This window comes from Mesorhizobium delmotii (genome assembly GCF_900149755.1).
GTDB classification, from domain to species: domain Bacteria; phylum Pseudomonadota; class Alphaproteobacteria; order Rhizobiales; family Rhizobiaceae; genus Mesorhizobium; species Mesorhizobium delmotii.
This window is the reverse complement of the sequence record NZ_FUIG01000041.1, coordinates 116,221-140,686: the sequence shown is the minus strand read 5'-3', so window position 1 is coordinate 140,686 and position 24,466 is coordinate 116,221. Positions and strand designations below refer to the sequence as shown.

Sequence of the window (24,466 nt, the reverse complement as noted above, 5' to 3'; positions counted from 1 at the left end):
CCGAAACGATGTTTTGCGATCCTCAGTTCCCCCGCGCCGCCGACAACGCACCGGGCAATTCCTTGGCAAAAATGTCGAGCTCGTGGTCGAGGCCGACGCTGACCCGGATGCAGCGGTCGAGCACCGGCACCATCGGCTTGCGGATGAACACGTCCCGCGACAGCAGCGCCTGCAGCACTTTAAGCGCGAAGGCGCCGTCGCCGCCGCAGTCTATGGTGACGAAATTGGTTGCCGACGACAGCGGCTCCAGCCCGTTCGCCTCGGCTATTTCAGCGATGCGGCGGCGGCCGGCTGCGACCCTCGTCACCACGCTTTGAAGATAGTCCTGATCGGCAAGCGCCTCGACGCCGGCGATCTGCGCCATGCGGCTGACGCCGTAATGGTTGCGGATCTTCTCGAAATCGCGGATCACCTGGGCGTCGGCCACCGCGTAGCCGCAGCGGATGCCGGCCAGCCCGTAGGCCTTCGAGAAGGTACGCATGCGGATGACGTTCGGCCGGGCGACATCGATCGGCGGCAGCGCCGAGGCCGGGCCCAACTCGCCATAGGCCTCGTCGAGCACCAGCATGGTGGTCTCCGGCAGGGCTTCGATGAAGCGGATGAGTTCGGCCGCCTCCCACCAGCTTCCCATCGGATTGTCCGGGTTGGACAGGTAGACCAGCGGCGCATGTTCTTTGCGCACCGCAGCCAATAGGCCGTCCAGGCTTTCCCGGTCGTTCTCGTAGGGAACCGCGACCAGCCGGCCGCCGGCGCCGGCAATATGGAAATTGAAGGTCGGATAGGCGCCGAGCGAGGTGACCACCGCGTCGCCCGGCGCCACATACATGCGCGCCACCAGGCTGAGCAACCCGTCTATGCCTTCGCCGACCACCACGTTTCCGGCGCTAACGCCAAGATTCGCAGCGACAGTCACCTTCAAATCGTGATTGTCGGGGTCGCAATACATCCACATGTCGCGGGCGACGCCGGCCATGCGGGCGACGACGCGCGGCGAGGGCCCGAAACTGCTCTCATTGGCGCCGATGCGGGCGCGAAACGCGCGGCCCCGGTCACGTTCCTGCGCCTCCGGGCCGACAAACGGCACCGTCGAGGGAAGCGCACTGACGATTGGCGTGAGGGAAGGGCGCTGGCGCATGGCAAAGGCTCGTTCGAAAAGGGCCTTCTTGCTAGCGCGGCACAGTTGGCCGCGCAAGCTCCCGCCTTGGCTGCGACCATCATGCTGGATTCCCCCCGCTCTTTTTGCTAGCGAGATATCTCTTTTTGCTAGCGAGATGTTCATGAACAATCGACTCCCACCTGCTTGGTCAAAGCACATCAAGCCCGGACCCACGCCGAAAGCGAAAGTGCCGATAGCGAAGCCGTTAGCGAGCCCGCAGAAAGGAAACGCCCAGTCGCGTGCGCAGGCCGACGACGCGCTCCTCAAACAGGCATATGCCTTTCACCAGGCCAAGCGGCTCGACGAGGCTCAGGACCTATGCCTTCGGGTTCTGGCGCGCACGCCGAACCATCCGCTCGCCTTGTACATCCTGGGGACCGTATACCTGGGTTACGATGACGAGAGGGCCTTGCGATATTTCGCACGGGCGGTCGGCGAGGAACCTAAAAACCCCTACTACCACCTCAGCCTGGGCGAGGCCTATGTGAAGGTCAGCGAGTATTCGCCCGCAATCAGGCATATGCAGTACGCCTTGGAACTGCAGCCCGGCCTTATCGAAGCACTTTGTGCATTGGGGCGCACTTACACGGCGTTTGACAAGCCTGACATGGCTTTGCCGCTTTACGAGAAGGCGCTGAAAATCAACCGCGATCATCCCAAGGTGCGAGCCGGGCTGGCCGGCGCGCTCAGCGGCCTAGGGCGTATGGATGAAGCCGCCGTCTATCTGAAAGAAGCAATCGAACGTCGTATTGGGGTGCCGGCTGCCTACAACGATCTTGTACAGACGCAAAAGTTCACCGAGGAGCCCGAGGAACTCCAATCCATCCTTCGTGAACTCGGTAATCCGAAGCTTGGTTCGGAAGCCGCGCAGCAGCTCCATCACGCCGCCGGCAAGGTGCTGAACGACCTCAAGCGCTACGATGAGGCATTCGACCATTTCAACAGGGCGAAACAGGCCTCCGGCTACAAGTTCGACATCTACTTGTATCGTCAGTGGATCGATTCGATGATTGAAACCTTCACGCCGGACTTTTTGGCTGCCCGGGCCGGCTATGGAAATCCTTCCGAAATGCCTGTGTTCGTGGTTGGCATGCCCCGCTCGGGAACGACGCTCACGGAGCAGATCTGCGCCAGCCATCCCGATGTTCATGGTGCAGGGGAGCTTAGCAAACTAAGGCGGGTCGCGAATGCGATCGGTCTCAAGACATCATCGGCTGGAGATTTGCACCAGCCAATCACGTCGATCACGGAAGACCTGTCCAGAACCTTGGCCGAAGAGCATCTGTCCTACTTGCGGGAGCGGGCGCCTGCCGCACTTCGCGTCGTGGACAAGACGCCGCACAATTTCGAACTGATCGGCCTTATCGGGCTTCTCTTCCCCAACGCACGCATCATTCATTGCCGTCGTGACGCCATCGACAATTGCGTCTCCTGCTTTGTCCTCAACTTTAGCGAGGCACACAGCTATAACACCGACCTGAAAACACTAGGCCTGTACTATCGCGAGTATGACCGCCTGATGCAGCATTGGAACAAGGTTTTTCCGGGCCTTATCTTCGAAAATCGCTACGAAACGCTGGTTGAGGACCAGGAAGCGCAGTCACGCCGCCTCATAGATTATCTTGGGCTGCCTTGGGATGACGCCTGCCTGCGCTTTTTCGACAGGGATGGTTCGGTCAACACGCCCAGTCGCTGGCAGGTTCGTCAACCGATTTACAAATCGTCGGTCAAGCGCTGGAAGAATTATGAAAATGAAATTCAGCCGCTGATACAGTCGCTGGGCGATCTTGCAGAGATTTGACTTGAGGATGGCGATCCGCATTGCGTGGACCGCGAGGGTCGCAAGCGCATAGGCTTAGCCGATCTTCTGCGATCAGGCCACCATGCCTTGGCAGGGCAGGAGCGAACGCCCTATCCTGTTCCTTCCAAGCGCTGCTGCGGTGCAGAATCTTTCAAGACGCTGGAGGAACAGCGCCCCCCTCTGTCCTGCCCTCTTTGCCAAAACTTGGCATCTCCCCCACGAGGGGGGAGATTGGCCGTCATTGCGGCTTTCGCTAATCTCCAACGTTGATGAACAGGCGCTGTCAGCGAAGCTGCCGATCTTCCTCCTTGTGGGGGAGATGCCACCATTTTGGCAAAGAGGGGCAGGACAGAAGGGGGCGCGAAGGATCGCTGCTGCTTTCATTCTGCGCAGCCGATCGGCTTCCAACCTGTCAGAAATCACAGACCGAGATCCAGCACAGAACGACCTTGGCCGGCATTGGCGGCGTCATGCATCACGCAACGCGACAGCCACGCCGATACGAAAAAACCCGGCGGTTGCCCGCCGGGTTGGAGTTCAGTCAGACAAAGTCTGTTAGAACGAGCGCTGGAAGCGGAGCATGCCGCCGAGGCTGTCTTCGTCGTCCGCATTGGTCCAGTTGGAGAAGCCGTCCTCGCCGAACTCGCCGGCGTGCAGGTAGTCGACTTCGGCCGTGATCGTCAGGCCGGGAACGATGTCATAGGCAATGTTGGCGGCGATGCCGAGGTTTTCGCCTTCGTCATACGAGATCTGGGTATTGAACGAGGTCTTCTCGTTGAAGGTGTAGGTGCCACCGCCCCAGACCGCCCAGTTGCCGGACCACAGCTTGTAGAAGCCGCGACCGCCGGCGGTGGGGAATGCAAAGTTGTCGTCCGTGTAGTTGTCGTCCGTGCCGTAGCCGGCCATGATGAACAGCGACAGGTTCTCCATCGGGGTGACGTCGAGGCGAACCTTGCCGGCCACTTCTTCGAAGTTGGCGTCGTAAGCAATGACGCCGGTGATGGCGCCCCAGCCCTGCGTCCACTTCAAGCCGCCGACGACATGCGGAACATAGCTGTCGATCGTGAAGGGGCCATAACCTTGTTCGAGCGAGACCACGGCCGAGAAGCCGTTGCCGGCGTCGAAATAGTACTGAACGACGTTGGTGTCGAAGCCGCCGTAGGGAACCAGCGTATCCTGGATGACGTTGCCGGCATAACCGATGAACGTATCGAAGGCCGATTCGTCTTTACCGACGCGCAGGCCACCGAGCTGGATCCAGGCGAAGTTCAGCGAAATGCCTTTGTTTTCGGCAGGGTTAAAGACATATTCTATGGTCTCTTCCAGCGGACCATCGCCGTCCGGATCGGGAATGACTGTTCTGCTGACGTGTCGGTTCCGGTTGCCGAAGTTGAAGCGGGTCTCGGTGTAGGTCTTCAAGGTGCCGAGCTCGGTTTCCTGGCCGGTCCAGGTCTTAAAGTTAAAGCGGGCCTGCTTGTAGTACGTGTCCTGAATGTCGCCGTCTTCGGCGTCGAAGTTCTCAGCACCATCGAACGAGCCGACGTCGCCGACGCCGATGTCGTAGCGGACGTAGCCGCCGATGCGCAGGCAGGTCTCGGTGCCGGGGATGTAGAAGTAGCCAGCGCCGTAGACGTCGCAGATGCGGACGTATTCAGCGGGTTCCGGCTCGGCAACGACGACGGCGTCGGCGGCGCGCGCACCGGAAACTGCGACCAGTGCCGCAGCGGAGCCAAGAAGAAGGCTCTTGATGTTCATTTTCTGACCTCCAGTCAAAAGTTAAAAAACGGGTCTGGGTATTCTTTGCTGAAGGACAGCGTTCCCTGCCCCATCCCCACTACCGAAAAAGATGCGCACCGCGCCGCTCCTTCGAACTCGACATTACCCATGAGGCGGCGGCGTTCAACAACCATCGCATCGGCGAAAGGTCTGTGCAGGCGCTATCAGGCTGCCTTGTTGCACAAATGACACGATTTGGCCTCACTCGGAAAGCTCCCATTAACCATTGAGCCCCTTGTGAGCCCTTGCAATCCGGCCGATTCCGGCAATTGCCCCTCCCGGAATTGCGACGATGTCGTGAGTCGTCAGCCAAGGGATTGCCGCAGAATCGCCGCATGGCAAAAGCGCCGTTTCGGCGGAAGCCGGTTTTTTCAACGATAATGGGTCAGGCTTGTTGATTGTGCCGGCGCTTTTCTTTATCCACCGGCGCAACGGAGAGGTGGCCGAGTGGTCGAAGGCGCTCCCCTGCTAAGGGAGTAGAGGTCAAAAGCTTCTCGTGGGTTCGAATCCCATCCTCTCCGCCAGATTTTGTCAATTACCTGATTGATTTTGCTACCTATTCGTCGACGCCATTTGCCTCCTTCCCAATGCGGTTCCCAAGGAAACCGCAACCGAAAGGAGACCTGGATAATGCACCGCTTTTCTGACCAGACTGAAAGCTCCACCCCCATCGCTGGGCAACTCGGCACCTTGATCGCCGCGCATGTGAGGGCTCTGGCGGCATATGATGCCACGCCCGGCGATAACCCGAAGTCGCCGGCCGTGGCGCGGGCCAGCGCGCTCGTCACCAAGACGCGCCAAGCCCTGTTCGATCATCGGCCGACGAACATGGCCGAAGCCGCGCGCAAGGGCGAGTTCATGGCATCGTGCAGGACGTTCATAGAATGGGATGACTTTGATCAGGTCCAGTTGATAAACGCCCTGACGCCGAAAGAGCGTCCCTGAACGCCACGGAAAAAGTTTTCCGCCACGCAAGCCCGCTGCCTCACGGTTGGCGGGCTTTTTCGTCAAGCGCGCCCTTGCGGGGGCGGAGCTTGCGCGCGCCGGATTGGCGTGATCTCCTGCGATATGCAAAATGGAGGGGCGCGCGGTGACGGGAATTGACGGCGTATATTCGGTGGTTGCGAGCGGTCCTGCTGGTGGTGCCGCCGGAGTCATATCGATCTCAAATGGTCAAATCACCGGCAACGATACTGCTGGCGCAAGATACGGTGGCACCGCGTCTCGTGAACCGGACAGCTCTGTCAAGCTAGATGTAACGATGACGACTCCGCCCGGCGTCTTCCATATCTGGTCAGGAACAACTGGCGAGACGTTCCAGACCCGGAGCATTCAATTGACTGTGCCAGGAGACGCCTTCGACAACGGAAAGGCTGTTGATGTGCCTGGCTACTCAATGGTTGTCGTTTTTCGACAGATACCTGCCGACTTCGGCGTATTTGCGGGCGAACAGGGCATCAGCACACAGATCAAGATCCTTCAAGCGGTCGAGCGCGCCTGGGCCTCGCATGCCGAGGAATGACCAACGCGATACCTAGCGCTTCATCATCAGCCGCAATATCCAAACGCGAGAGATGACCGCCAGCCAGAAAGCGATGTTGCTGGCCATGGAGTTTCCCGACCTGGAAAGCGTGGGCCTAAACCGAAGGGTGATGATATTTCGGGACAAAATCCCGAAATAGATTTTGATCCGAAATTATTGTCACGAGCGCGAGAGATCGTGCGGTGGGGCACCTGAGCACGCCAACGGTGTAGCCAACGGCACCATCAAATTTGCAGCGGCTCTCCTCGATCAGCCTCATGCCCCTTCACTGTTAGACCCCGCCGAAGCAACTCCCGCACTGCGTCAGATCGGCTCGACATTCCTTTCTTAAATCGCCAAGCGTCCAGGACGGCGAGTTCCTCGGCATTGAGCATGATCTGTAGACGGTAGGTTCGCTTTACGGCTGGCATCAGTCCGCCACGCCGGCATCGTGATGCACGATCGCGTCGAGGATCACCTCATAGACGCTGCCCGTGTCTTCCTCGATTTCGGCGCTGTTGATCCCGAGCGCCTTGGCGTCGGCGAACAGCTTTTGCGTCAGATCGGCGACTGAGATGATGTCGGCGCCGACCGTCTCGGGGACGTTGCCGGAAAGCCACTTGTGAAGGAAGTTGGTGCCACGTGTGCTCACCCTCTCAACGCTCCTCGGCAAGAAACGGGCATTAAACGCCTGGGCGGAGCATCGTTGTCAGGGAAGCCGATATGCCGGTCTGCCGGCGCGGATTGTAGCGCGCTTTCAATATCAGCCCAGGCCTTAGGCCGGGTCATCATCTTCAATAAAGCGGGGTGCAAGCCATCGCCGCGCGCTGCGGCAATTTCATGCATTGATCTAAAGAGCAACATAGGACGCATCCGTTATCCAGTGAAACCTGGGAAAAGCAACGGCGCGTTCGAACCGATGTTCCAGCAAGAAACAAAAAAAGCCCGCTGGCCGAAGCCATCGGGAGTTCTGGAGTAGCCAAAGAGCCCCCGCCAGCGCGCGTTTCGGCTGGCCGCTGTCCTACCGCCGAAGCGTCCCGCGCGTCCTGGCTCCCGCCTGTGGCCAGCCGCATGCACTGCGAAGCCATACTGCGGGAAAGCCCTTCCTGTCGATCGAGCCATGGGACGAAGTGGCCATGAGGCACCTTGGCGCGGGCCGAGTTTCGCTTATTTAGTAGATGTCGACACCGTTGATGGGCACCAGCCATGACGCCATCTTCGGTAGGACGTTACGGATTTGATCGTTGGTGAATGTCCCCCAAACCGCACCGTGGCAGGGATTGTCGGGAAGGGGATCCCATCCGATGCTGAAGCCAACTGTGTGGAGGTTGCCGGCTTCGTAGCGAATTGAGCCGATCCAGCGAGGCGTGGTTACATAGACGGTGGGGTCGTCTCCCTGTTCGATGATAAGCGACTCGATATCGACCGACTTCCCGCGATAGCGGTCGCTCGAGGGTTTAAAAGCCATGGATGATAGGCGACGACGCCCCTTGTCATCGACGATCCAATTCGCCGGTATCCGCCTAATTATGCCATCGGTCGGCTGGATTTGCGCTTCGTTGTAGGGCGTTACTTCGCCGAACTCATCACGCGGCGGCTGCGGAAACGGCATCCGTCGGCTCCGATATCTCCTGTATCCAGCCAGCCACGAGATCGAAATCGGTGCTGAGGAAAAGCTCCTCGCCATCCGGGTGCTCGGCGCTTTGTCGCCACGCATGGACATCGTACGGAGCCCGAACATGAAGTTCGATGTCCGCGTTATCGACGTGCCATTCGATCTGCAGGTCGCCGCTTGCGCCAGGAACGATTTGCGGCGCCGGCGCCGTCGGGCCGCAAGTCGATTCGAGGACGGAGATTGCGAAGTAGATATTGTCGGAAGTCGAGGGAATGCCGTTGTAACCGTCCCAGCCAGGACTGAGCCGGAGCAATTCTTCCATCTGACGCTTTACGCGTGGAATACTGAAGAGTTGGGGCCGAAAGGCTACGTCCACCAAGGAAGGCTGCAGTTCGAATACGTTGGAATAGGCCGAAATGCTCTTAAGCGCATTCATCTACTTCACCCTTTGCCAAACTTTGTGCGCCCTGGCGGTCGTCGCCTGGGCGAACAGTCGCACGACGCGGTCGCGCCCATCGTGCAGAAATGCTAGCGCCCCGCCGATACCGGTGTCGCCAAGCGGAATGCCACGCGCCGTCAGCGTCAGCTGGATTAGGCGCTGCCCCTGCGGGTTGGCTGCCGAGGCGGCGTCGCAATGGAGCCGCGCGCGTGGCTTGCCATCATCCGCGCGCACGACATCCCGCAGCGAAAGCGTGAACTCCTCCGAGGCGAGGCGGTCGCCGAAATTCAGGAACGAGAGCCAGTCGGTTGGCTTCGGCGGCAGGCGCCGTTCCTCACCGAAGATATGGTTTATGTAGGAGACTTCGCACTGGTTGACGACCAGTTTCTCCTTAAAAGTTGCTAGGAAATAGTTCTCGAGCGCTCGCAGCTCCACCTCGAACTTTTCGATCATCTTCTCAAAGCGGGGATAGTCGGCTTCCACGGCGCCGTCGACCTTGCGCCAGTTGTGTAGCAGTCGGTCACCTTGGAATTGGAGCAATTCCGACGAATCCGGCCCGATAAACCAGTAGCGTGCTGGCATGGCCCCGCTGATCATCTCGAAATTGAGTTGCTGACGGCTCGGTAGCCCAAACGTCTCGAACTGCGGCACCAATGCCGGCTGCTCTTGGACGACCGGAAACCGCTCGCGAAAGAGGTTCCAGATCTCATAGCTGAGAATCTGGTGATAACCACGGACGGCATTGAACTGCACGCCGAGAACCACTTCATGGAGCGGCGGATTCTTAAAGTCCGGGAGATCTGGCGATCTGATCACAGTGTAGGGGCTGATCCGTGAGGCGCGATTCGAAATTCGCATTCTGTTTGAAACAAGTAAGCACTTCGCTACCGCGACGGCAAGATCAGCGCGCCATGGTCCGTGCCCTATGCCGCCTGCTTGTCCTGCTTATAGGCCCGCGCCAGCGCCATGCACTGTTGCGCCATGCTCAGAGACAGGCCCTTCTGTTGCTCCAGCCAAGGGCCGAAATGACCATGAGGCAGCGAGGCCTTGGCCTGGAGCAGGCGCCGGCCTATCGCGAGCTTCTGGTCGATCGATAGATGCCCACGCGGCAAGGCGCGAGTCTCGGCCGGCTCGCGATCAGCCGCGACATTGGCCGGCGACATGAGCGCGAGATAGGCCTTGTGCACTTCGGCCTGGAGCGCGGCAGTGAGCTTCATGAATTGCCGGACGGTCATGCCGGCGCCCGAGGCTAGAACCGCTGTGTGCCGCTTTTCGCCACGAAGGCGCCGGAGGCGATGTGCCTGCCATTGGTTCGGCAGCCGATAGGTACCGACGCCCTCGATCTCGATCTCGGTGAAGGGAGTCCGTGCCAGCATTTCGCGCCTCGCTGTGCTGAAGTCGCGGATAATTGCATAAGTGTCTACTTATGCGCAAGGCGTCCAGCCGCGGCCAGGACGCTCGGTCAGTTCGCAATCTTGCATGTATGGACTCGCTCCATGATTAGCCGCATTCTCTCGCCGCAAGCGGCCAGTTGGCGAAAGGCGGGGCGATGAAGCGCGTTTGCCTGGCAGCACTAATCGCAACGGCTGCTCCATCTGCTCACGCCGATGGCGAGCGCTGGAGCATGATACCTGTTTGCGTGTCGGCAGTCAGGACACATATGGCTTTCAGGATGGCAGACGGGATCGTTTCGCCCGTCAGGACAGTCAGGATCTTTCCGTATTTCGGCTTTCGGCTCCTGCATGCCGAAGAAGATTTCGCGGCGCGTACCGCAAGGATTGAGTTCGCGACGCGTGACGACCACGGCACATTCGTCCATCATTCGGCACATTGCCTTTTTTGGCATCGCCGCCTGAGTGGGATTAGCATCGACGGAGATGTCGAGGGACACATCATCGTAGACTGACCCGCGTGATGGCTACTAGCTTTCGTCCCAAAAATCCTGCAACGACGCGTGCCGCAAGTCTTCCTCGCCGCGCAGATGCTTCACACGGCCGATCAGCCCTGGCTTGACCCATATCGTCGCCGGCCGCTTTATGCCCTTGGGCGGCTGTCCTGGCACCTCCTGAACACGCTTCCAAAGCCGCTCACGCATCTCCCGGTTCAAGGTGATGAACGCAGAGCCGACATAGCGGCCGGTGCCTCGCTCGGCCATCAGGGCAAAGGCTGGCTTGCCGGCCTCGCGCTCTACGCCGAGCAGTTCGTATTCATCGATGCTGTAAGCTTTCGTCTTTAGCCAGACCGTCGAGTTTCCGCTTCGGTATTTGCTGTCTCTGCGCTTCGACACCAAGCCCTCGAGGCCGGCCTTGTCGACCAGTTCGAAGATGGCTTTCGCATCTCCCGGCAGCGCCTGGCTAAACTGGATTCGACCGCCGGCCGGGATCATTGCCTGCAGGATCTCGCGCCGGTCCTCGAGCGACATGTCGCGTAGATCATGGCCGTTGAGGTGCAGCAGATCAAAGGCAACAAAATAGAGGTCATGCTGGCGGCGCGTGATGGCTTTGCGCAAGGCCGCGAAGTCGGACAGGCCAGCCTCATTGACGACGATGATTTCGCCATCGATGATGGCGCTTTCCACCTCAAGTTCAGCGGCGGCCTTGGCAAGGTCTCGGTATTTCGTCGTCCAGTCGAGACCCCGGCGCGTGAAGATGCTAACGCCTTCGTCGTCAATGACGATCTGCGAGCGGTAGCCGTCGAATTTGGCTTCATGCATCCAGTCATCGCCTTGGGGCGGCTTTGCCACCAAGGTAGGCATCATCGGAGGAATGAACTCAAGCCGCCCAGCGCCGGCACACACTCGTTTACGCACCGATTCAACTCTAGGTCCGTGCAATCTGGCGGCTAGGGGAACGGATCATGACCATTTTACTAAATTAGCAATGATGCATGAAATCACCTATAATTCGCTCCAGCCGGCGAGTGCGAGACCTCACGAGCCGGTCAGGCCCGGCGGCCGGTTGGTTGACCCCCGAAGGCTGTCGAGCCATTCACAGACCACTGTAAATTGGTAGCGAAAAGATAAATAACTCCGTGTTGGTCAAATATTGATACGACACGAGTATAAACTTTGGAGGAATACCCATGAAAGTGACTATATTGGCAAACTATGAGCCCCATGCCGCTAAAGGATTGATACAGGGCTCAGACCGAGAAGCTGCAATCAAGACGGTTTTTGAAAGCGTCGGCGGCAAGATGGCCGGCATAATGTTTACTCGCGGCGCCTACGACGTCGTCGTCAATGGTGAGGTGCCGGACCAGGCCGCTGGGATGGGCCTAGCCCTGGCGGTGCGGGCAAGCGGCTCGGTGACCGACCTCGTTGTCCTCGAAGAGCTCGACATGAAGGCGGTGCTCGCAGCGGCCAACAAAGCTGCCAGAGTTTACAAGCCCGCCGGCTGATTGGACTGACTGTGCATTGGATGGCAGCACGGTTTCGATTGAACCAGCCGTGCTGCCGAGCGAGGAGGCCGTGCTATTGCTCTACGGGCCGGAGCCTATCCACGAGGGCGAAGCACTCGCGAAGGCAATCATTGAGACCGTCGAAAGGCTGTCGCGATAATTCTGGCCGGTTTTCCTCGCGAAAATCCGGTAACGAGATTTTTTCATATAAGCCCCCACAGCGAACACTCAAAAGGTTCTGGGCCGTGGGTTTTCTCGCTGTTACCCCGCTGTTTTATCAGCGGCAGGGCTACGAGGAACAAGGCGTCCAAAGGACCGGGATCAATCGCCGCCGAGCAGACGGCTAGGAGGCATTGTTAAAGGGATTTAGCCGTAGTGCCAGTGGGGCTTTGGCTCGGTGCCGGTGAACATGATGCCGATGCGGTCCTCGCGGCGCCAGCGGACCACTGCCTTGTAGGCGATGCCGTCGGTCGGGACATAGAGCAGGAACTCGTCGGGCACGCGCGCGTCGATCGAGACCTTCAGTTCGGCGCCGCCGTCATGCATGTTGCGGACCGTGCACGTGACCTCGGACCTGGTCATGCTGGTCAGGATCGTCGCGCCCTTGAAGACGCGCTGCCTGCGTTGGCCCCTCTGTTCGTCTTCAGCCATTTCGCCATCCCCGGCGACCGTCGCTTCATGGGCGACGGCTTGGTTCCATGACGGTTACTCGACAAGCCGAACGGACTGCGCGGCCGGAATCTCTCGCATTCCGAGGCTCGTACAATCCTGGTTGACGGTGGCGTTGCCGGACCACTGCACGGTACTGGCGACGACCTGTGTGCATCCACCTTTGCCCGAGAAATTGCCGAGGTAATTGACCGCCTGCGTTGGAAAATACAGGGCGCCGGTCAAAAGCGAATCCGCCGTGCCATTAAACGTGTTCGATCCCGCCAGGTTTGCTCTGTCGCCGTAAAACAGCACACCCGAATAGGTGCCCGATGTCGGTGCGCTAAGCTTGACGGTGGCGTTGCCGTTCATGCTGACGCCGGAGCTGCCGGCCAGATAGATGATGACTCCGTCGCCGGAAATATTTGCATTCGAGTTCGCTTTGAAATCGCCCCCCTGAATAACGTATACCCCGGGCGAGAGGGTTACATTGCCGCTCAGGCTGAGTCCCTTGCATTATGTCCCAGGCTGCAACGTCGACTGATTGCTGTTTTGACAGGGGTTCGTGGCCGGTGGCGCCGGCAGGTCGGCAAAAGGATCGGCAGCGGGCAGCGCCTGGGTGATCGGGCTGGCGCAAACGGTCTTCACCGGATTGGCCAATGACATCCCACCGGCCGATATCAGGCAATCGGCGTCAAGGCTTGCCGATCCCTGAAGCTTGAGGGCGTCCGGGGCTATCGAATTCGACATGACGGAGCAGCCCGTCAGTTTTGTGGTCGAACTGCCGGAAAAGAGCGCCGCTCTCGAAGCGGAAGGATTGAGCGCCAGAACGCAGGCTTTTGACGCGTCCGTGATAAGAGCCACGGCCCTTGCCTGTGCTCTGACCGCGCTTTGCGTAAATATCGATGTAAAAAACCGATCGAGGTTTTGATGAATGATGACCTCGACAGCCTTTTTCGCGACGTTTGGGCCGGACGACGGGGGGGTGAAAACTTCGATGGTGCCTGTTGACGCTGCAAAACCGTTCGAGGCCGCTGACTGTGTCGCGGCGGAGACAATCGTTGGCTTGTCGGATCCCGAAACTTTTTCCAAAGCGCCAGCATAAGCTGCCGCATCCGCCACCGCCTGTAATTTCAGGCTACTATAATACCAATAGGAAGTCTCGACACCGAGGGCCGCACCGCCGACAACAATCGGCAAAGACATGGCAAAAATAACGGCAACGTTGCCACTCCTGCCGATGCCTCGTCGCAGACAGCGGACAATCCGCCTCGAGATATCGGCGCCCCATTCCATGGAGGTATTTAAGAAAAAACTGATGAAGGAATGGCTAATATCGCTCCATTTGATATGTCCGCTCCTTAGCGCGGCAGATTTCCGGGATAGTCCTTGCACCGATAGGAATAGGCCATGGCTTCAGCCTCCCTTGTTTTTCGGCAGGATAGCATGCACCGGCCTGAACCCCGAGAGCCGGTAAGCGCACAGCAGAGAGGCCCGCGCCTCTGGCGGAGAGCGCGGGCCCGATCGGGTTTAGGGCCCCGATCTGCAGCGGGCAGCGGAGGGGGCGTGCCCGCTGGTCACAAACAATAATTTAGAATGCACTAATGTTCCGCTTGAGTGTCAGAGGGCGGTTGTTGTTCGACCCTCCTATACGCGTAAGAGCCAGACGCTCCAGACGCGTCTTTTGGATTGATGAGGTCATCCAGGGTCATTGCCGGCCTCGACCAGACGATACCTGAAGTGGTTGCGGATGTGGTCGTTGAAGTAGCGGCCCTTGGCAAAGGCGGCTCTGAACGCGGCAAAGGTCTCCAGCGGCACGTCCTCAAACTCGTATCGTTTTCCGCTGGCCACGAACCACACCGAAAGGATTCTGCTGTCCTGATCGTATTCCGTTTTGCGAATCGAGGTGGATGGCATGACGGCGGCTCGATCAAAAGGCTTCAACGATCGACAGACCGTCGCGTTCCTTGCGGCCCCCCGTAGGGACGTGTGCGCCCTCGACGGATTGCGCCAGTCGGCTAAGGCTTCTGGACTCTCGCCCGCAACGGATGCATCCTCCTCTCGGGAGAAGGGGCGTGGGCAAAGTCCACCGTTATCAAGGCGCTAATCAGGCTGACCGGTGGCGAAAGCGCGCCGGCAGACGAATGCCGTCAGCGCCGTCATTTTAACCGACCTCACGCGAAACGGCGCGCCGGCCGGGCGCAGCGAGGCCGGTGGCAAAGTTGAGGATGTAAACTTTGCCGATCTCTGGGGAGGCTCATCGGTCGCTGTATTCCTTGGATGTATTTTCGCGATCGACCAGTCGCAACTGGGCTTCGCAGCGCTGGCACCTGTCGAGCGTGGAATTGATCTCACGATTTAGCGAAATGGTCAGTGCCGCATCCTTCTTGCGCAGCGCCGATCGCACCAGTTTGCGCAGCCCGTCGAGACGGCATCGAAGATCGATCAAGTCGGCAAGTTGTTTTGTCTCGGTCGCGGTTGCGTGGCCTTTCCACTTGTTTTCGAACGCTACCAGCGCAGAAAACTCCCGTTTCGAGGCCGGATTCATCCATGTTGGCGCGGCCGGAACGGCGGTTTTCCGCGGCTTTGCGGGCGATTTAGTCATCGGACGCCCCTGAAACGCGGCCGCAGAAGAAAAAATCTCTCCGTGACCCCCAAGCGGTTCCAACCCCGAAATCGGTCTTCGAAAGCGTGATACCCCCCCTGGTTGCAGTTGGCGACGGCCGCTGCCTGCGTCCTGAAAACGGGTCGCAGCCGTCGCCCACAGATGACCAGTGCCAGCCATCCATGTTCATTGAACCGTCTGCTTGTTGCGGCGCCTCACATGATTGATCAGCACGTTCATTTCCGATGGCCTCGGATCTCGACCGAACACCTCCCGCACAATGTCGACTTCGACGGCGAGCTGTTCCTCAAAGGTGAGCGGAGGCGGTTGCGTGCGGCGGATGATATCTTCAGGATCCTCATCGGCGCTGCCAACGCGTGTCCACTTTGGGCTGCTGCCAGGGATATCAGCCATCGGTGGTGACCTCGGCTGCGGAGTGAGTGCGATTCCAGAGTTCCCGTTCGCGCTCGGCGCGGCGGGCGATCACGGCGAGGTGCGCTTCCGCCTTGCGTTCGCTGAAAAGCTTGCGGAACAGCGCCTCGATGTAAGCTGCCTTCCGCGCCTTGAATTCCTGTCGCTCGGGTTCAGTCATGATTGGCGCCGTCCCTTCCCTTTTTCACGGCCAAAACCCAGAAATCGCCATTGAAGATTCCAGTGCATTCGGCGCGGCAGATCCACATGCTGCCGGCCTTCGTCACCACATCGCCTGGGAGGTAGAACGTCTTTTCACTGTAGATGCCGCGATAGATCATCGCCGCTGTTACGTGGCGCTTCTCGCTGATAAGCTCGCCGTTGCGCATGAACCGGCGGACGACAATACGGCCGCCGTCTTCGATGGTCTCGTCGATATCGAACGGCTCGCTCTCGAGCTTCGCTGCCCTGACCTCGACCTCTGCCAAGCGATCGACTGCCGCAGCCACTGCCGAAGCCGCAGTCTTCGCAACCTCGACCAGCCGTTCCTGGAGTTCGTCGCCGCGGCGCTTGAGGTCAGTCTCGATTTTCTCGATCCGCTCGTCTCGTTTGCGCAGTGCGTCGATAAGATGCTCGATTACCCCGGCATCAGATCGCAGTTGCGTTCGAAAGGTCATTGGCGCATCGAGCTGGGCGGCGGTGATACCAGACTCCTTGACCGCGGCCCGATACCTCTCGATCGCTCGGCGCTCTATTGCGGCCTCTTCACCGTCCAGGCCAACGAGGTCCTTGAGGAGTTCCCCGATTTCCTCGTCGACTTCGAGAGGTTTGGATGCCGGCTGTCCGGTCTGTCCGAAGATCGTTTCCCAGTCCTGCCGCTTATCTCCGGTGCCGTTGGTAAGCTTCCAGACGCAACCCTCGGCTACGATCAGATCGCCTCGCTTGTAGACCTTGTCACGCTCCCATCCTGCTATCGGCGGATGGCTCGCAATCAAGCGAGGAACCATGCCTTCCAGGACACGCATTTCTCCCAAGACGAGATCGCGCGGCCCATCGAGGCTTCGCCGTTTGAAATGCTCCGCTCGTTCGGTCAAGGTCCGCATCATGCGACTGACTTCAACGAGGGTGATGCCGTCGGCGCCGCCCACCGCTTTGATGAGGTCCTGCACCGTGCCGTGAGGTGAGGTTTTCGCTTTGGGCTTGCTCGCCATTTTGCGGTGCTTGCTCGACCGGTTGTTTCTCTGATTCTTGTCCTAGCACCGGGAATTTCAGCGTTACGGTTTAGCGTAACGCTCTAATTCTCAATTGAGGTCGAGCCGCATGCGCCGCAGCAGCGCGGCAAGGACTTTCGCTGGGTCGCCATCATCCCAAGCCGGGAGATCGCCATTCGTCACCAGGCCGTCGATTGCGTCAGCGATCTTGTCTTGCTTTCGCCTGGCGCGGCAGGCGCGGCCGCGCAGCTTAGCCTGTTCTCGCCGGCGCGCCTCTCTTGCCGCTTCCTCTTCCGCCGTTAGCGTCTGGCGAGGTCGACCAACTTCCCGTTTGGCGCCCCTCACGGAAGCACCAAGAAAAAACGGCAGACCGAAAACTTCTTTTCTAACGCTTGTGCAAAAGCGTTGGACCCAGCGGTTGGCGCCTGTGACGCTGCAGGGAAGGCGACCCTCGCCCCCCTCATGCGCCCGACCTCAGGGAACGATATAGCTCGCCATGTGTTAGAAACCCATGGACACCATGGAACCCCACGGACGCGGGACAGCGGCCGATCTTTTGATCTTCGAACTGGCCAAGGCCAGGCTCCGCATTAACCGAGCGGAACTCGTCCTTGAACGTGCGGAAGAGATGCTGGACGAGGACTGTGGCGTCGGAATCAACATTGCGCTTTGCAGCAGGATAAGGTCGGCGCAACGGCGCGTGGTCGAGGCCAGGGCTCGTCTGACGAAGATCAAACTCGCCAACACGGACACGGTTCGCAGCGCCCACTGACGCTACGGTCCCAAAAGTAGCGGCGTGCAACATTTGGACAGCACGGCGCTCTACGAAAGCCGCGTGCCCCTTTGCGACAGCGTAAGGTCGGACATCGGAACGAAAGAGGTTTTCGCGAATTCTACTGCTGGCTAATTGGAATCTTAGCCCATGAGGCTCGCGACCCTCCACCTTGAAACTGCGGAATTCGGGGACGTTTATCGCGCCGCAAGGCTTGTGCTGCTGAGGCAGCAAGTGTTGCTGCACATCAAGCGCACGGACGCCTCGGCGCAGAAAGTCGAGCAATATCTGGCCATGTTGGCTGAAGCCAACGCGCTCACGGACCGGCTCGCCCGGCATCAGTAAGGCCGCGCTCATGCCGGCACCGCCGTTGGTTGATATTGCGATCCTCCCGCCCTGGTCATGCGGTAATCTCGTCGATGTCGGACCAATCGAGCTCGCCGCGGAGCATCTTGTCGATGCAATGACCGAAACACTCATCACCGGGAAAGAGGCCTTGATCGGATAACCATTGCCCGGCGTCGAGTTCGGTCTTCACCAAAGGGATAGCTTCTCGCGCGTGCGTGTATGCGTGTGTAAGCGTCTTTCCTTCATAAGCCGGAGAACTGGTGATGGTGCTGGTGGCTATTGGTTCCGCATTGCCTTTGCCATTGGCAGAACCAATGCGAGTGCCATTGGCAACCGCATTGCCTTTGCCATTTCCCCATCTGCTCGCGGCGCCTTTTCTACCTGCCGCGATCTTGCGTTCTCGCTTGTCGGCAGCGTTGTTGCGGAGGCCATCGAGGCCGGCGTTCGTCCAGCCCGGACCGAACAGGGACTCGATAGAAGGGCGCGCGCTCTGCCACCGCTCCAGGTCAAGGCGAGCAATCCGGGCAAGCCTGACGTCGTCTTGTGGTAGGTCGCCGGCCTGCCAATATGCGAACAGCAATAGGATGTAGGCGCCGAACTCATCGGTCGACAGACTAGCTGTCTCGGCAAGGACGTCGCCGGTATAGATCGGCATCCAGGCCAGTGAACTCATGTCGACCTCGCCTTGATCAGGTTGGCCGTAGCGATCGCCTGGCAGGCTTCAGGAGCACTTAGGCCGAAACGCTCGCGCAACAGTGGCACCGCCGGCTTGTCGCACAGCCGGCGCGGTGTGGTGGCCAGCCATTGCGCAGCCTCGTCGATCGCGGCCGTGGTTTCGTGGCAGAGGCCGCTGGTGCCGCCGACAGGGAGGGAGGAAGGATCGGCGCTCATGGGAGCCATCCGGCCAGGAGAGCAAGCAGGAACAGGAGCGCGGCGCCGGAAACGATGAACGGGAGCGCACGCATTTATGCGGCCTCCGATCGGCGCGCGGCGATACGGTCGCGAATCCACTGGTCGACTTCCGACTTGACGAAGGCAATGCGCTTGTCGCCGAGCGGCACCGGCTGCGGGAATTTACCGGCCGAGCGCTTTTCGTTGATGGAGGTTCTGGAGAGGCTGGTAATCCGAGCCGCTTCTTTAATCGAAATCAGAACAGCGTCGCTGTCCATGTCTGCCACCTTTCGCTGCTGCGACTTAGGTGGCCGGTATGGTCGCCACCGTTGTCGCTGTTGACTTGGTGACACTGTGAATAGACATGATTCGCGAGGCGAAAAATCTCGCGACCAATTTAATCTTTGATTTTTTTGCGTGGGCGCCCACGGCGCCCTGCCGGTCGTGTTAGCAGCGGCTTTTCCTTTGGTCGGACACGATGGAGGAATGCCTCAAGCGCCGCAACATAGAGATCCGTCGCAGTCCAGGCCCATGCATCCGCCAAGTCGTGGTCTCCGCTTTTCAGCGCATCGAGCCCACTTAGCGCCGCCGAATGTGCCTGGCGCCAATGCAGTCGGCCACCTGCTAAGTCGTCGAGCACTTGCCGCTCGCCCGCCACGTCGCCGACCCACCATCCACCGGGCCCAATGGCCTCGGCGCCTGCAGTCTTTGTAACCAATCTGGACAAGCGATCATGAAGCGGGTCTGCGCTCATGATTGCCTCCGGAGGTGTGTGACGTTCGCGCCGCCCTTGGCGGTCGACACATAGGCCGCCCATGCATCCATCAGCTTGCGGCGCTTCGCCAGCGCCGAGCCGCGGCGGTACGCTTGCTCGACCTCGTCGCCGACTTTGTGGGCCAGCGCCATCTCGGCGACGTCGCGGGGGAAGTTTGTCGCATCGCCGCACCAGTCGCGGAAGCTGGACCGGAAGCCGTGCACGGTGAACTCGCCCTTTTCCATCCGGCGCATGACGGCAGTCATCGCCATATTGGACAGCGGCTTGCGAGGTGCCGCACCTGGGAACACGAATTCAGACAGCCGCTTCGCTTGAAGGCCCTTCAGCACAGCCAGGGCGCGCGGTGAGAGAGGTACGACGTGTTCGACGCTGGCTTTCATCCGCTCGGCCGGGATCGTCCACAGCGCCTTCCCTATGTCGAATTCAGGCCATTTCGCATTCAGCACTTCGCCCGACCGTGTCGCGGTCAGAATGCAAAGCTCGAGCGCCCTGGCGCCGAAGCCGTCGACGCCGGCAAGCTGCAACATGAAGGCCGGGACATCGGAGTAAGCCATAGCCGCGTGGTGACCTCGCGCGAGCCTCTGGCGGGCCGGTAGGATATGATCGAGGTGGCCTTTCCACCGTGCAGGGTTCTCGCCTGATCGCAGCCCGACAGCCTTGGCATAGTCCAGCACCTTTTCGATGCGACCGCGCAGTCGGGAGGCGGTTTCCTGCTTGTCAGCCCAGAGCGGCCGAAGTGCCCGGACTACGTCATCGGTCGTGACGTCGCCGACGGGGATCTTGCGCAGCGGCTGCGCGTATTCCGTCAACGTCATCTTCCACTGCGCGGCATGCTTGGCATTTCGGAAGGTGTTCTCTTTCGAGATCAGCAACTCGTCGGCGCACTCGCCGAAGGTGCGCAGCTTCACCGATCGCCGGCGATGAGCCATCTCTTTCGACGGGTCGCCGCCGTGCTTGATAATCTCTCGCGCCTCGTCTGCCCTATTGCGCGCGTCAGCCAAGCTGATCTTGCCGGATGCATTGCCGTATGAGCCGAGCCCCATTTCCCGGCGCACGCCCTGACGTATCCAGATGAAAACCCAGCTTCGCGTTCCGGACTTCTGGACATAGAGCCACAGACCATCGCCATCGCCGTGCCGACCGGCGGGAAGGCCTTTTATCTGCGTGTCGCGGAGCTTGTGGCGCGCCATAATTTCCTAATGGATTTCCTAACCAACATGCTTGCCAGCAAAGTCAATAAAGCGCAATATGGTTAGGATAATCGCACGGGGATTAGGAAAAGCAAGGGGTCGCTTGACAATAAAGTCAGCAAAATCAATCGACTGTCGGACATCCTCTCCGCCATCCTGCTTCGCGCTGCGCGCTTCGCAGGACAAGCCAGCGAATCCATCCTGCCTCGCGCTTCGCGCTTCGCAAGACAAGTCCGGCAAATCCCTTTCTGCGCGAAGCAGGATGCCCTCCGAAGCCTTGGCGAAGGAGGGCTCTCGCGAAGCAGGATACCCTCCGCGTAGTCCTGCTAGGCGCGAAGTAGTGAAGGAGGGGCGATTCGTGCGGTACGTATATCTGCTAGAAAGCAAGGCTGCCGAAGGTGAGCGCTATATCCGCGTAACTTCCGACCTGAAACGACGGATTGTCGAGCACAACTCCGGAAAATCCAGCCATACTTCCAAATTCATGCCATGGCGGATCGTGACCTATGTCGCCTTCTCGAACTGGGCTAACGCGACTTCATTCGAGCGTTATCTTAAATCCGGTTCCGGGCACGCTTTCGCCAACAAACGTCTGTTGTGAATGTCCGCCTCCTTCGCAAAAATTCGCTTTGAGCCGAAGCGCTCGGCCCCGTCCAGAAAAGCGGCGATGGCGCCGGGCAGGCCGCCGGTGTCGAGGAAAGGCGCATGACCCTGGCCCTCGGCCGTGATCGTCTCGACACAAGGGTGGCGCGTTCGCATCTGTTCGAGCGTCTCGGTGGACAGCAGCTTCGAATTGGCGCCGCGTATGGCGAGCAACGGTATCGCCGCCAGCGCCTCGAACTGCTGCCACAGATCAGGCAGCTTCTGGGTCAGGTCGAGTCCCGCCAGCGTGTCGACCAGCTTCGGGTCGAAATCCGGCACCAGCCCCTCATCCGTCTCTCGGTAGAGGGCCGATACCATCCGCTCCCAATCCGCCTCGGTCAGAGCTGGAAAGTCGCTGCCATGCGCGCCGCGCTGGGCGCCGACCGCCTCGGCATGGGTTTTCGGCTTCGGCACGCTCTCGAGATAGGAGCGGATATGGTCGAGGCCGCCGGCCTCGACCACCGGGCCGATATCGTTGAGCACGATAGCCCTCAGGACTGCCGGCCGCATCGCGCCGAGCACGTGGATGATCAGCCCGCCGCGTGACGTGCCGATGAACGCCGCTTCCTCGATGCCCAGCGCCGCCAACCCGGCGAGGATGTCACCGGCTTCGACGCCAACATTGTAGTGGCTGATGTCGGGGTCGTAGGCGGATTGCCCGCGCCCGCGATAGTCGAAGGCGATGATTTTTCGCGGACTTTCGGCCCGTCGCGACAGGTGCAGCGCCAGCTCATGAAAATCGCGGCAGTTCCGTGTCAGGCCAGGCAGGCAGACGACCGGCCAGTGTTCGGAATTCGCTTCGCCGTAGATGCGGGCGTGGAGTTGCAGCCCGTCCGGCGAGGCGTAGAAGAAGTCGGAAAAACTGCTCGACATTTTGGACTCGATTCCTCGCCATTGCCGGATCGTCGAGACTGCTACAGGCGAGGGCGGGGGTGGTCAATCGAGGGCGGAACGGCCAAGCTGCCAATCTCCCCCCTCGTGGGGGAGATCGGCCGTCATCGACGTTCGCCAATCTCGAACGCCATCGACGCCTTCAACTCCGCCCATTCACCAAATCCCCCACGATGTCGTACTTACCGGAAATACGCATCTTGTAGACTTCGTAATTCTCCATCACGCGCTGGACGTAACTTCTTGTTTCCGTGTATGGAATCCGTTCGATCCAGTCGACGACGGCGTCGATGTCCTTGCCGCGCGGGTCGCCATATCTAGCCACCCATTGGGCGGCGCGTCTAGGGCCGGCATTGTAGCCGGCGAAGGTCAGCACATAGGAGCCGTCGAAGCGGCCGAGCTGCTCGCCGAGGAAGGCGGCGCCCAAGGTCGCATTGTAGCCGGCGTCGGTGGTCAGCCGCACCTGCGAGAAGGTCATTCCGGCCTTCTTCGCCAATTGCCTGGCGGTCCCCGGCATCAGCTGCAGCAGTCCGCGCGCGCCGGCGCTGGAGACGGCGCCGATGTTGAACTCGCTTTCCTGGCGGGCGATCGCATAGGCCAGCGCCTTGCCCGAGCCGGAAATGTTGGCGGTCTCGGGAATGACGCCGAGCGGATGCGACAGCGCCCCGACATCGACGCCGCGCGCGCCGGCGATCTTGCCGACTTTCAGCGCCAGGAAGTGATTGCCGTGCTTTTCCGCCATCGCGGCCAGCAGCGCCAGCTCTCCGGGGCTGGTCAACTGTCCGGCGAGGTCGCGATAAAGCGTGTCGGCGTAGCGCTCATAGCCCGCCTCCTGCAGCCGCCTGATGGCGCTGACCGCTTCGCGATCGGCAAAATTCCGCTGATCGGCGGCGCTCGGCTGCGGATGGGCGATGTTGAGGACCTGCCGACCGACGCGCTCACCGGCGAGCTGGCCGTAGAACGTCGTGCCGTAGGCGGCGGCACGGGTGAAATGATCTCTCGCACTGCCGGGGCCGCCGGCTTCGGCCGCACGGCCGAGCCAGTAATAGGCGCGCGACAGCGATATCGGCCCCTGGGCGAGATCGGCGATCCGCGCAAAATGCCTGGCGGCGGTGTTGGGGTCGTTGAGGCCGCGCAGCGCATACCAGCCGGCATGGAACTCTGCATCCGCCGCGTTGGCAGCACTTTCGGCGGCGTGTGCCGCGGCTATTCTGTAGGCGGTCTTCATATCGCCCTGGTCGGCCAGTTCGCGCGACAGCACCCGGCGCTCGGCCCACCAGGCATCCGGGTCGACAAGCGCGATGCGATCGCTCGGCGCCTTCATCATCATAGCGGCGGCGTCGGAAAACTTCTGCTGCTTGCGCAGATATTGGGCTTGCGCGAAGAGATAGCCGGCCGAACGCTGCGGGGCGGGCACCGCCTTCAGCAGTTTGGCCGCATTCTTGTCGCCCCTGTCCGCTGCCGCCCAGGCGTCGGCCAGTTGCTGGGCGCCGGCAAGGCCAGCAACGCGCAGCGCGGAATTGATCCGATCGGCATAGAACATGCGCTCCATGCGGAAGCGGTGGTCGGCTGCGGGGATCAGCTTGCCGAATTCCCGGATGATCGCCGCTTCGTCCCTGGGTTCCAGTTTCTCGGTGCGCCAGAAAGGCGACAGCACCGAGCGCGCCGCCTCGACGTTGCCCTGCGACACATAGGAGCGGGCGAGGATGACCACGCCCTCGACTGTCTGCGGCTGGCTGCCGCCAAATGCCTGCACCACGATCTCCGGCGCGGGGTTTTCGCGGTAGAGCGCGCGCTCGCTGTTCTTGCGCAAGGCGATCAGGCCCGGCCAATTCGGCAGCATTTTCGCAGCATCGGCGATCTCGCCGCTTGGCACCTTGTCGCCGCCATGGAGCGCGATCGACCAGGCAAGGATATGCTGGTCGAGCGAGTTGACCGGCAGGGCATCGCGCACTCGACGCGCGCCGGCAATGTCGTTTGCCGCCAGCGCATCGAGGCCGCTCTTCAGCCTGGCGACATTGGCGGGAGGGGATTCCGGACCCTGCAGGCGGTTTGGCATCGGAATGGCCGACGTGACCTGCACATCGATCTTGCCTGCGGCCACAAGGCTCGGCGTCAGCAGGAGGATTGCGCCAAGCAGCGCGAAAAAATGAGGCTGCCTGGTCGGCATGGTCTTCGTCAATTCCTGCCTTGCACATTACCAACAGGCACAGATCAACTGAAGCCTAGTTGGCTGTGATGAAGAGCCCGTAAACAAAGGGCTGTCGAGGTCTTTCAAATTGCGCTTGTTGGCACTACCGCCATGCTTGCCGCGCAACGGTGTCGAGACTATGGTGCGCCGCTTCGCTTTCGGCTAGAAGGCGCGCACGACAAAACA

The 24,466-nt window shown here is 60.3% G+C and carries 31 protein-coding genes and 1 tRNA gene; 8 read left to right on the top strand and 24 right to left on the bottom strand.

Annotation, left to right across the window (positions count from 1 at the left end; translation table 11 throughout):
• Positions 1–22: 22 nt before the first annotated feature.
• Complete coding sequence (locus BQ8482_RS24005) at positions 23–1,135, bottom strand: pyridoxal phosphate-dependent aminotransferase (protein ID WP_123149845.1); 1,113 nt, start codon at positions 1,133–1,135, stop codon at positions 23–25.
• A gap of 142 nt (positions 1,136–1,277) precedes the next feature.
• On the opposite strand from BQ8482_RS24005, the gene BQ8482_RS24000 reads away from it, so the two are divergent.
• A complete protein-coding gene (locus tag BQ8482_RS24000) occupies positions 1,278–2,957 on the top strand; it encodes a tetratricopeptide repeat-containing sulfotransferase family protein (RefSeq protein WP_123149906.1) in 1,680 nt (559 codons plus the stop codon).
• A 555-nt stretch (positions 2,958–3,512) separates the two neighbouring features.
• Here BQ8482_RS24000 and BQ8482_RS23990 read toward each other — a convergent pair.
• Positions 3,513–4,712: a porin gene (locus BQ8482_RS23990; protein WP_123149843.1), complete on the bottom strand. Its 1,200-nt coding sequence runs from the start codon at positions 4,710–4,712 to the stop codon at positions 3,513–3,515.
• Between the two features lie 454 nt (positions 4,713–5,166).
• Between BQ8482_RS23990 and BQ8482_RS23985 the strand changes: the two genes are divergently transcribed.
• The 3 genes from BQ8482_RS23985 (at position 5,167) to BQ8482_RS23975 (ending at position 6,255) form a co-directional block, all read left to right on the top strand.
• Positions 5,167–5,257 (top strand) — tRNA-Ser (locus BQ8482_RS23985).
• A 106-nt stretch (positions 5,258–5,363) separates the two neighbouring features.
• A complete protein-coding gene (locus tag BQ8482_RS23980) occupies positions 5,364–5,678 on the top strand; it encodes a hypothetical protein (RefSeq protein ID WP_123149842.1) in 315 nt (104 codons plus the stop codon).
• 145 nt (positions 5,679–5,823) lie between these two features.
• The gene (locus BQ8482_RS23975) at positions 5,824–6,255 is read left to right on the top strand and encodes a hypothetical protein (RefSeq protein WP_133254820.1); all 432 of its coding nucleotides are present in this window, start codon (positions 5,824–5,826) and stop codon (positions 6,253–6,255) included.
• Between the two features lie 430 nt (positions 6,256–6,685).
• On the opposite strand, the gene BQ8482_RS23965 is transcribed toward BQ8482_RS23975, so the two are convergent.
• The 6 genes from BQ8482_RS23965 to BQ8482_RS23935 form a co-directional block, all read right to left on the bottom strand.
• Positions 6,686–6,907 (bottom strand): DUF768 domain-containing protein, encoded by a 222-nt coding sequence (locus BQ8482_RS23965; protein WP_123149839.1) that lies wholly within the window; start codon positions 6,905–6,907, stop codon positions 6,686–6,688.
• A 519-nt stretch (positions 6,908–7,426) separates the two neighbouring features.
• Positions 7,427–7,867: a hypothetical protein gene (locus BQ8482_RS23960; protein WP_123149838.1), complete on the bottom strand. Its 441-nt coding sequence runs from the start codon at positions 7,865–7,867 to the stop codon at positions 7,427–7,429.
• Positions 7,842–8,306 carry a hypothetical protein gene (locus tag BQ8482_RS23955; RefSeq protein WP_123149837.1) on the bottom strand — a complete coding sequence of 155 codons (465 nt, stop codon included), beginning with the start codon at positions 8,304–8,306 and terminating at the stop codon, positions 7,842–7,844. The genes BQ8482_RS23960 and BQ8482_RS23955 overlap by 26 nt, the downstream gene beginning before the upstream one ends.
• Positions 8,307–9,167: a TIGR04255 family protein gene (locus BQ8482_RS23950; protein ID WP_123149836.1), complete on the bottom strand. Its 861-nt coding sequence runs from the start codon at positions 9,165–9,167 to the stop codon at positions 8,307–8,309.
• Between the two features lie 65 nt (positions 9,168–9,232).
• The gene (locus tag BQ8482_RS23945) at positions 9,233–9,685 is read right to left on the bottom strand and encodes a DUF3102 domain-containing protein (RefSeq protein WP_123149835.1); all 453 of its coding nucleotides are present in this window, start codon (positions 9,683–9,685) and stop codon (positions 9,233–9,235) included.
• Between the two features lie 545 nt (positions 9,686–10,230).
• On the bottom strand, positions 10,231–11,067 hold the full coding sequence (locus tag BQ8482_RS23935; protein ID WP_483237936.1) for an ATP-dependent DNA ligase: 837 nt from the start codon (positions 11,065–11,067) through the stop codon (positions 10,231–10,233).
• A gap of 329 nt (positions 11,068–11,396) precedes the next feature.
• Here BQ8482_RS23935 and BQ8482_RS23930 point away from each other — a divergent pair, with 329 nt between their 5' ends.
• Positions 11,397–11,705, top strand: coding sequence for a GYD domain-containing protein (locus BQ8482_RS23930; protein WP_244602952.1), 309 nt, complete (start codon positions 11,397–11,399; stop codon positions 11,703–11,705).
• A gap of 366 nt (positions 11,706–12,071) precedes the next feature.
• On the opposite strand, the gene BQ8482_RS23925 is transcribed toward BQ8482_RS23930, so the two are convergent.
• The 9 genes from BQ8482_RS23925 to BQ8482_RS23890 all read right to left on the bottom strand — a co-directional run bounded on the left by BQ8482_RS23925 (position 12,072) and on the right by BQ8482_RS23890 (position 16,925).
• The gene (locus BQ8482_RS23925; RefSeq protein ID WP_123149832.1) at positions 12,072–12,356 is read right to left on the bottom strand and encodes a PilZ domain-containing protein; all 285 of its coding nucleotides are present in this window, start codon (positions 12,354–12,356) and stop codon (positions 12,072–12,074) included.
• A 54-nt stretch (positions 12,357–12,410) separates the two neighbouring features.
• A complete protein-coding gene (locus tag BQ8482_RS39520) occupies positions 12,411–12,725 on the bottom strand; it encodes a hypothetical protein (protein WP_244602948.1) in 315 nt (104 codons plus the stop codon).
• A gap of 144 nt (positions 12,726–12,869) precedes the next feature.
• Positions 12,870–13,649, bottom strand: a complete 780-nt coding sequence (locus tag BQ8482_RS39515; RefSeq protein ID WP_244602947.1) for a pilus assembly protein TadG-related protein — start codon at positions 13,647–13,649, stop codon at positions 12,870–12,872.
• Between the two features lie 402 nt (positions 13,650–14,051).
• Positions 14,052–14,297 carry a KTSC domain-containing protein gene (locus BQ8482_RS23915; RefSeq protein WP_342210982.1) on the bottom strand — a complete coding sequence of 82 codons (246 nt, stop codon included), beginning with the start codon at positions 14,295–14,297 and terminating at the stop codon, positions 14,052–14,054.
• A 313-nt stretch (positions 14,298–14,610) separates the two neighbouring features.
• Positions 14,611–15,021, bottom strand: coding sequence for a hypothetical protein (locus BQ8482_RS23910; RefSeq protein ID WP_165848687.1), 411 nt, complete (start codon positions 15,019–15,021; stop codon positions 14,611–14,613).
• A 123-nt stretch (positions 15,022–15,144) separates the two neighbouring features.
• Positions 15,145–15,372, bottom strand: coding sequence for a hypothetical protein (locus tag BQ8482_RS23905; protein WP_123149829.1), 228 nt, complete (start codon positions 15,370–15,372; stop codon positions 15,145–15,147).
• Positions 15,365–15,550: a hypothetical protein gene (locus tag BQ8482_RS23900; RefSeq protein ID WP_123149828.1), complete on the bottom strand. Its 186-nt coding sequence runs from the start codon at positions 15,548–15,550 to the stop codon at positions 15,365–15,367. The genes BQ8482_RS23905 and BQ8482_RS23900 overlap by 8 nt, the downstream gene beginning before the upstream one ends.
• A complete protein-coding gene (locus BQ8482_RS23895) occupies positions 15,543–16,580 on the bottom strand; it encodes a hypothetical protein (protein ID WP_123149827.1) in 1,038 nt (345 codons plus the stop codon). The genes BQ8482_RS23900 and BQ8482_RS23895 overlap by 8 nt, the downstream gene beginning before the upstream one ends.
• A gap of 90 nt (positions 16,581–16,670) precedes the next feature.
• Positions 16,671–16,925, bottom strand: coding sequence for a hypothetical protein (locus tag BQ8482_RS23890; RefSeq protein WP_123149826.1), 255 nt, complete (start codon positions 16,923–16,925; stop codon positions 16,671–16,673).
• 211 nt (positions 16,926–17,136) lie between these two features.
• On the opposite strand from BQ8482_RS23890, the gene BQ8482_RS23885 reads away from it, so the two are divergent.
• Positions 17,137–17,352, top strand: a complete 216-nt coding sequence (locus BQ8482_RS23885) for a hypothetical protein (RefSeq protein ID WP_342210981.1) — start codon at positions 17,137–17,139, stop codon at positions 17,350–17,352.
• A 150-nt stretch (positions 17,353–17,502) separates the two neighbouring features.
• Positions 17,503–17,697 (top strand): hypothetical protein, encoded by a 195-nt coding sequence (locus BQ8482_RS23880; protein ID WP_123149824.1) that lies wholly within the window; start codon positions 17,503–17,505, stop codon positions 17,695–17,697.
• 55 nt (positions 17,698–17,752) lie between these two features.
• On the opposite strand, the gene BQ8482_RS23875 is transcribed toward BQ8482_RS23880, so the two are convergent.
• The 5 genes from BQ8482_RS23875 to BQ8482_RS23860 form a co-directional block, all read right to left on the bottom strand.
• Positions 17,753–18,373: a DUF1376 domain-containing protein gene (locus BQ8482_RS23875; protein WP_123149823.1), complete on the bottom strand. Its 621-nt coding sequence runs from the start codon at positions 18,371–18,373 to the stop codon at positions 17,753–17,755.
• Positions 18,370–18,591 carry a hypothetical protein gene (locus BQ8482_RS23870; RefSeq protein ID WP_123149822.1) on the bottom strand — a complete coding sequence of 74 codons (222 nt, stop codon included), beginning with the start codon at positions 18,589–18,591 and terminating at the stop codon, positions 18,370–18,372. The genes BQ8482_RS23875 and BQ8482_RS23870 overlap by 4 nt, the downstream gene beginning before the upstream one ends.
• A 74-nt stretch (positions 18,592–18,665) precedes the next feature.
• Positions 18,666–18,869 (bottom strand): helix-turn-helix transcriptional regulator, encoded by a 204-nt coding sequence (locus tag BQ8482_RS23865; RefSeq protein ID WP_123149821.1) that lies wholly within the window; start codon positions 18,867–18,869, stop codon positions 18,666–18,668.
• A 119-nt stretch (positions 18,870–18,988) separates the two neighbouring features.
• Positions 18,989–19,345 carry a hypothetical protein gene (locus BQ8482_RS37795; RefSeq protein ID WP_133254818.1) on the bottom strand — a complete coding sequence of 119 codons (357 nt, stop codon included), beginning with the start codon at positions 19,343–19,345 and terminating at the stop codon, positions 18,989–18,991.
• Positions 19,342–20,556 carry a tyrosine-type recombinase/integrase gene (locus BQ8482_RS23860; protein WP_123149820.1) on the bottom strand — a complete coding sequence of 405 codons (1,215 nt, stop codon included), beginning with the start codon at positions 20,554–20,556 and terminating at the stop codon, positions 19,342–19,344. The genes BQ8482_RS37795 and BQ8482_RS23860 overlap by 4 nt, the downstream gene beginning before the upstream one ends.
• Before the next feature lie 58 nt (positions 20,557–20,614).
• Between BQ8482_RS23860 and BQ8482_RS40685 the strand changes: the two genes are divergently transcribed.
• Positions 20,615–21,157: a GIY-YIG nuclease family protein gene (locus BQ8482_RS40685; RefSeq protein ID WP_425294128.1), complete on the top strand. Its 543-nt coding sequence runs from the start codon at positions 20,615–20,617 to the stop codon at positions 21,155–21,157.
• Here the strand turns inward: BQ8482_RS40685 and BQ8482_RS23850 are convergent.
• Together BQ8482_RS23850 and BQ8482_RS23845 are read right to left on the bottom strand one after the other, a co-directional pair.
• The gene (locus BQ8482_RS23850; protein ID WP_123149818.1) at positions 21,106–22,071 is read right to left on the bottom strand and encodes an alpha/beta fold hydrolase; all 966 of its coding nucleotides are present in this window, start codon (positions 22,069–22,071) and stop codon (positions 21,106–21,108) included. The genes BQ8482_RS40685 and BQ8482_RS23850 overlap by 52 nt on opposite strands.
• A 160-nt stretch (positions 22,072–22,231) precedes the next feature.
• A complete protein-coding gene (locus BQ8482_RS23845) occupies positions 22,232–24,259 on the bottom strand; it encodes a lytic transglycosylase domain-containing protein (RefSeq protein ID WP_123149904.1) in 2,028 nt (675 codons plus the stop codon).
• Positions 24,260–24,466 lie beyond the last annotated feature (207 nt).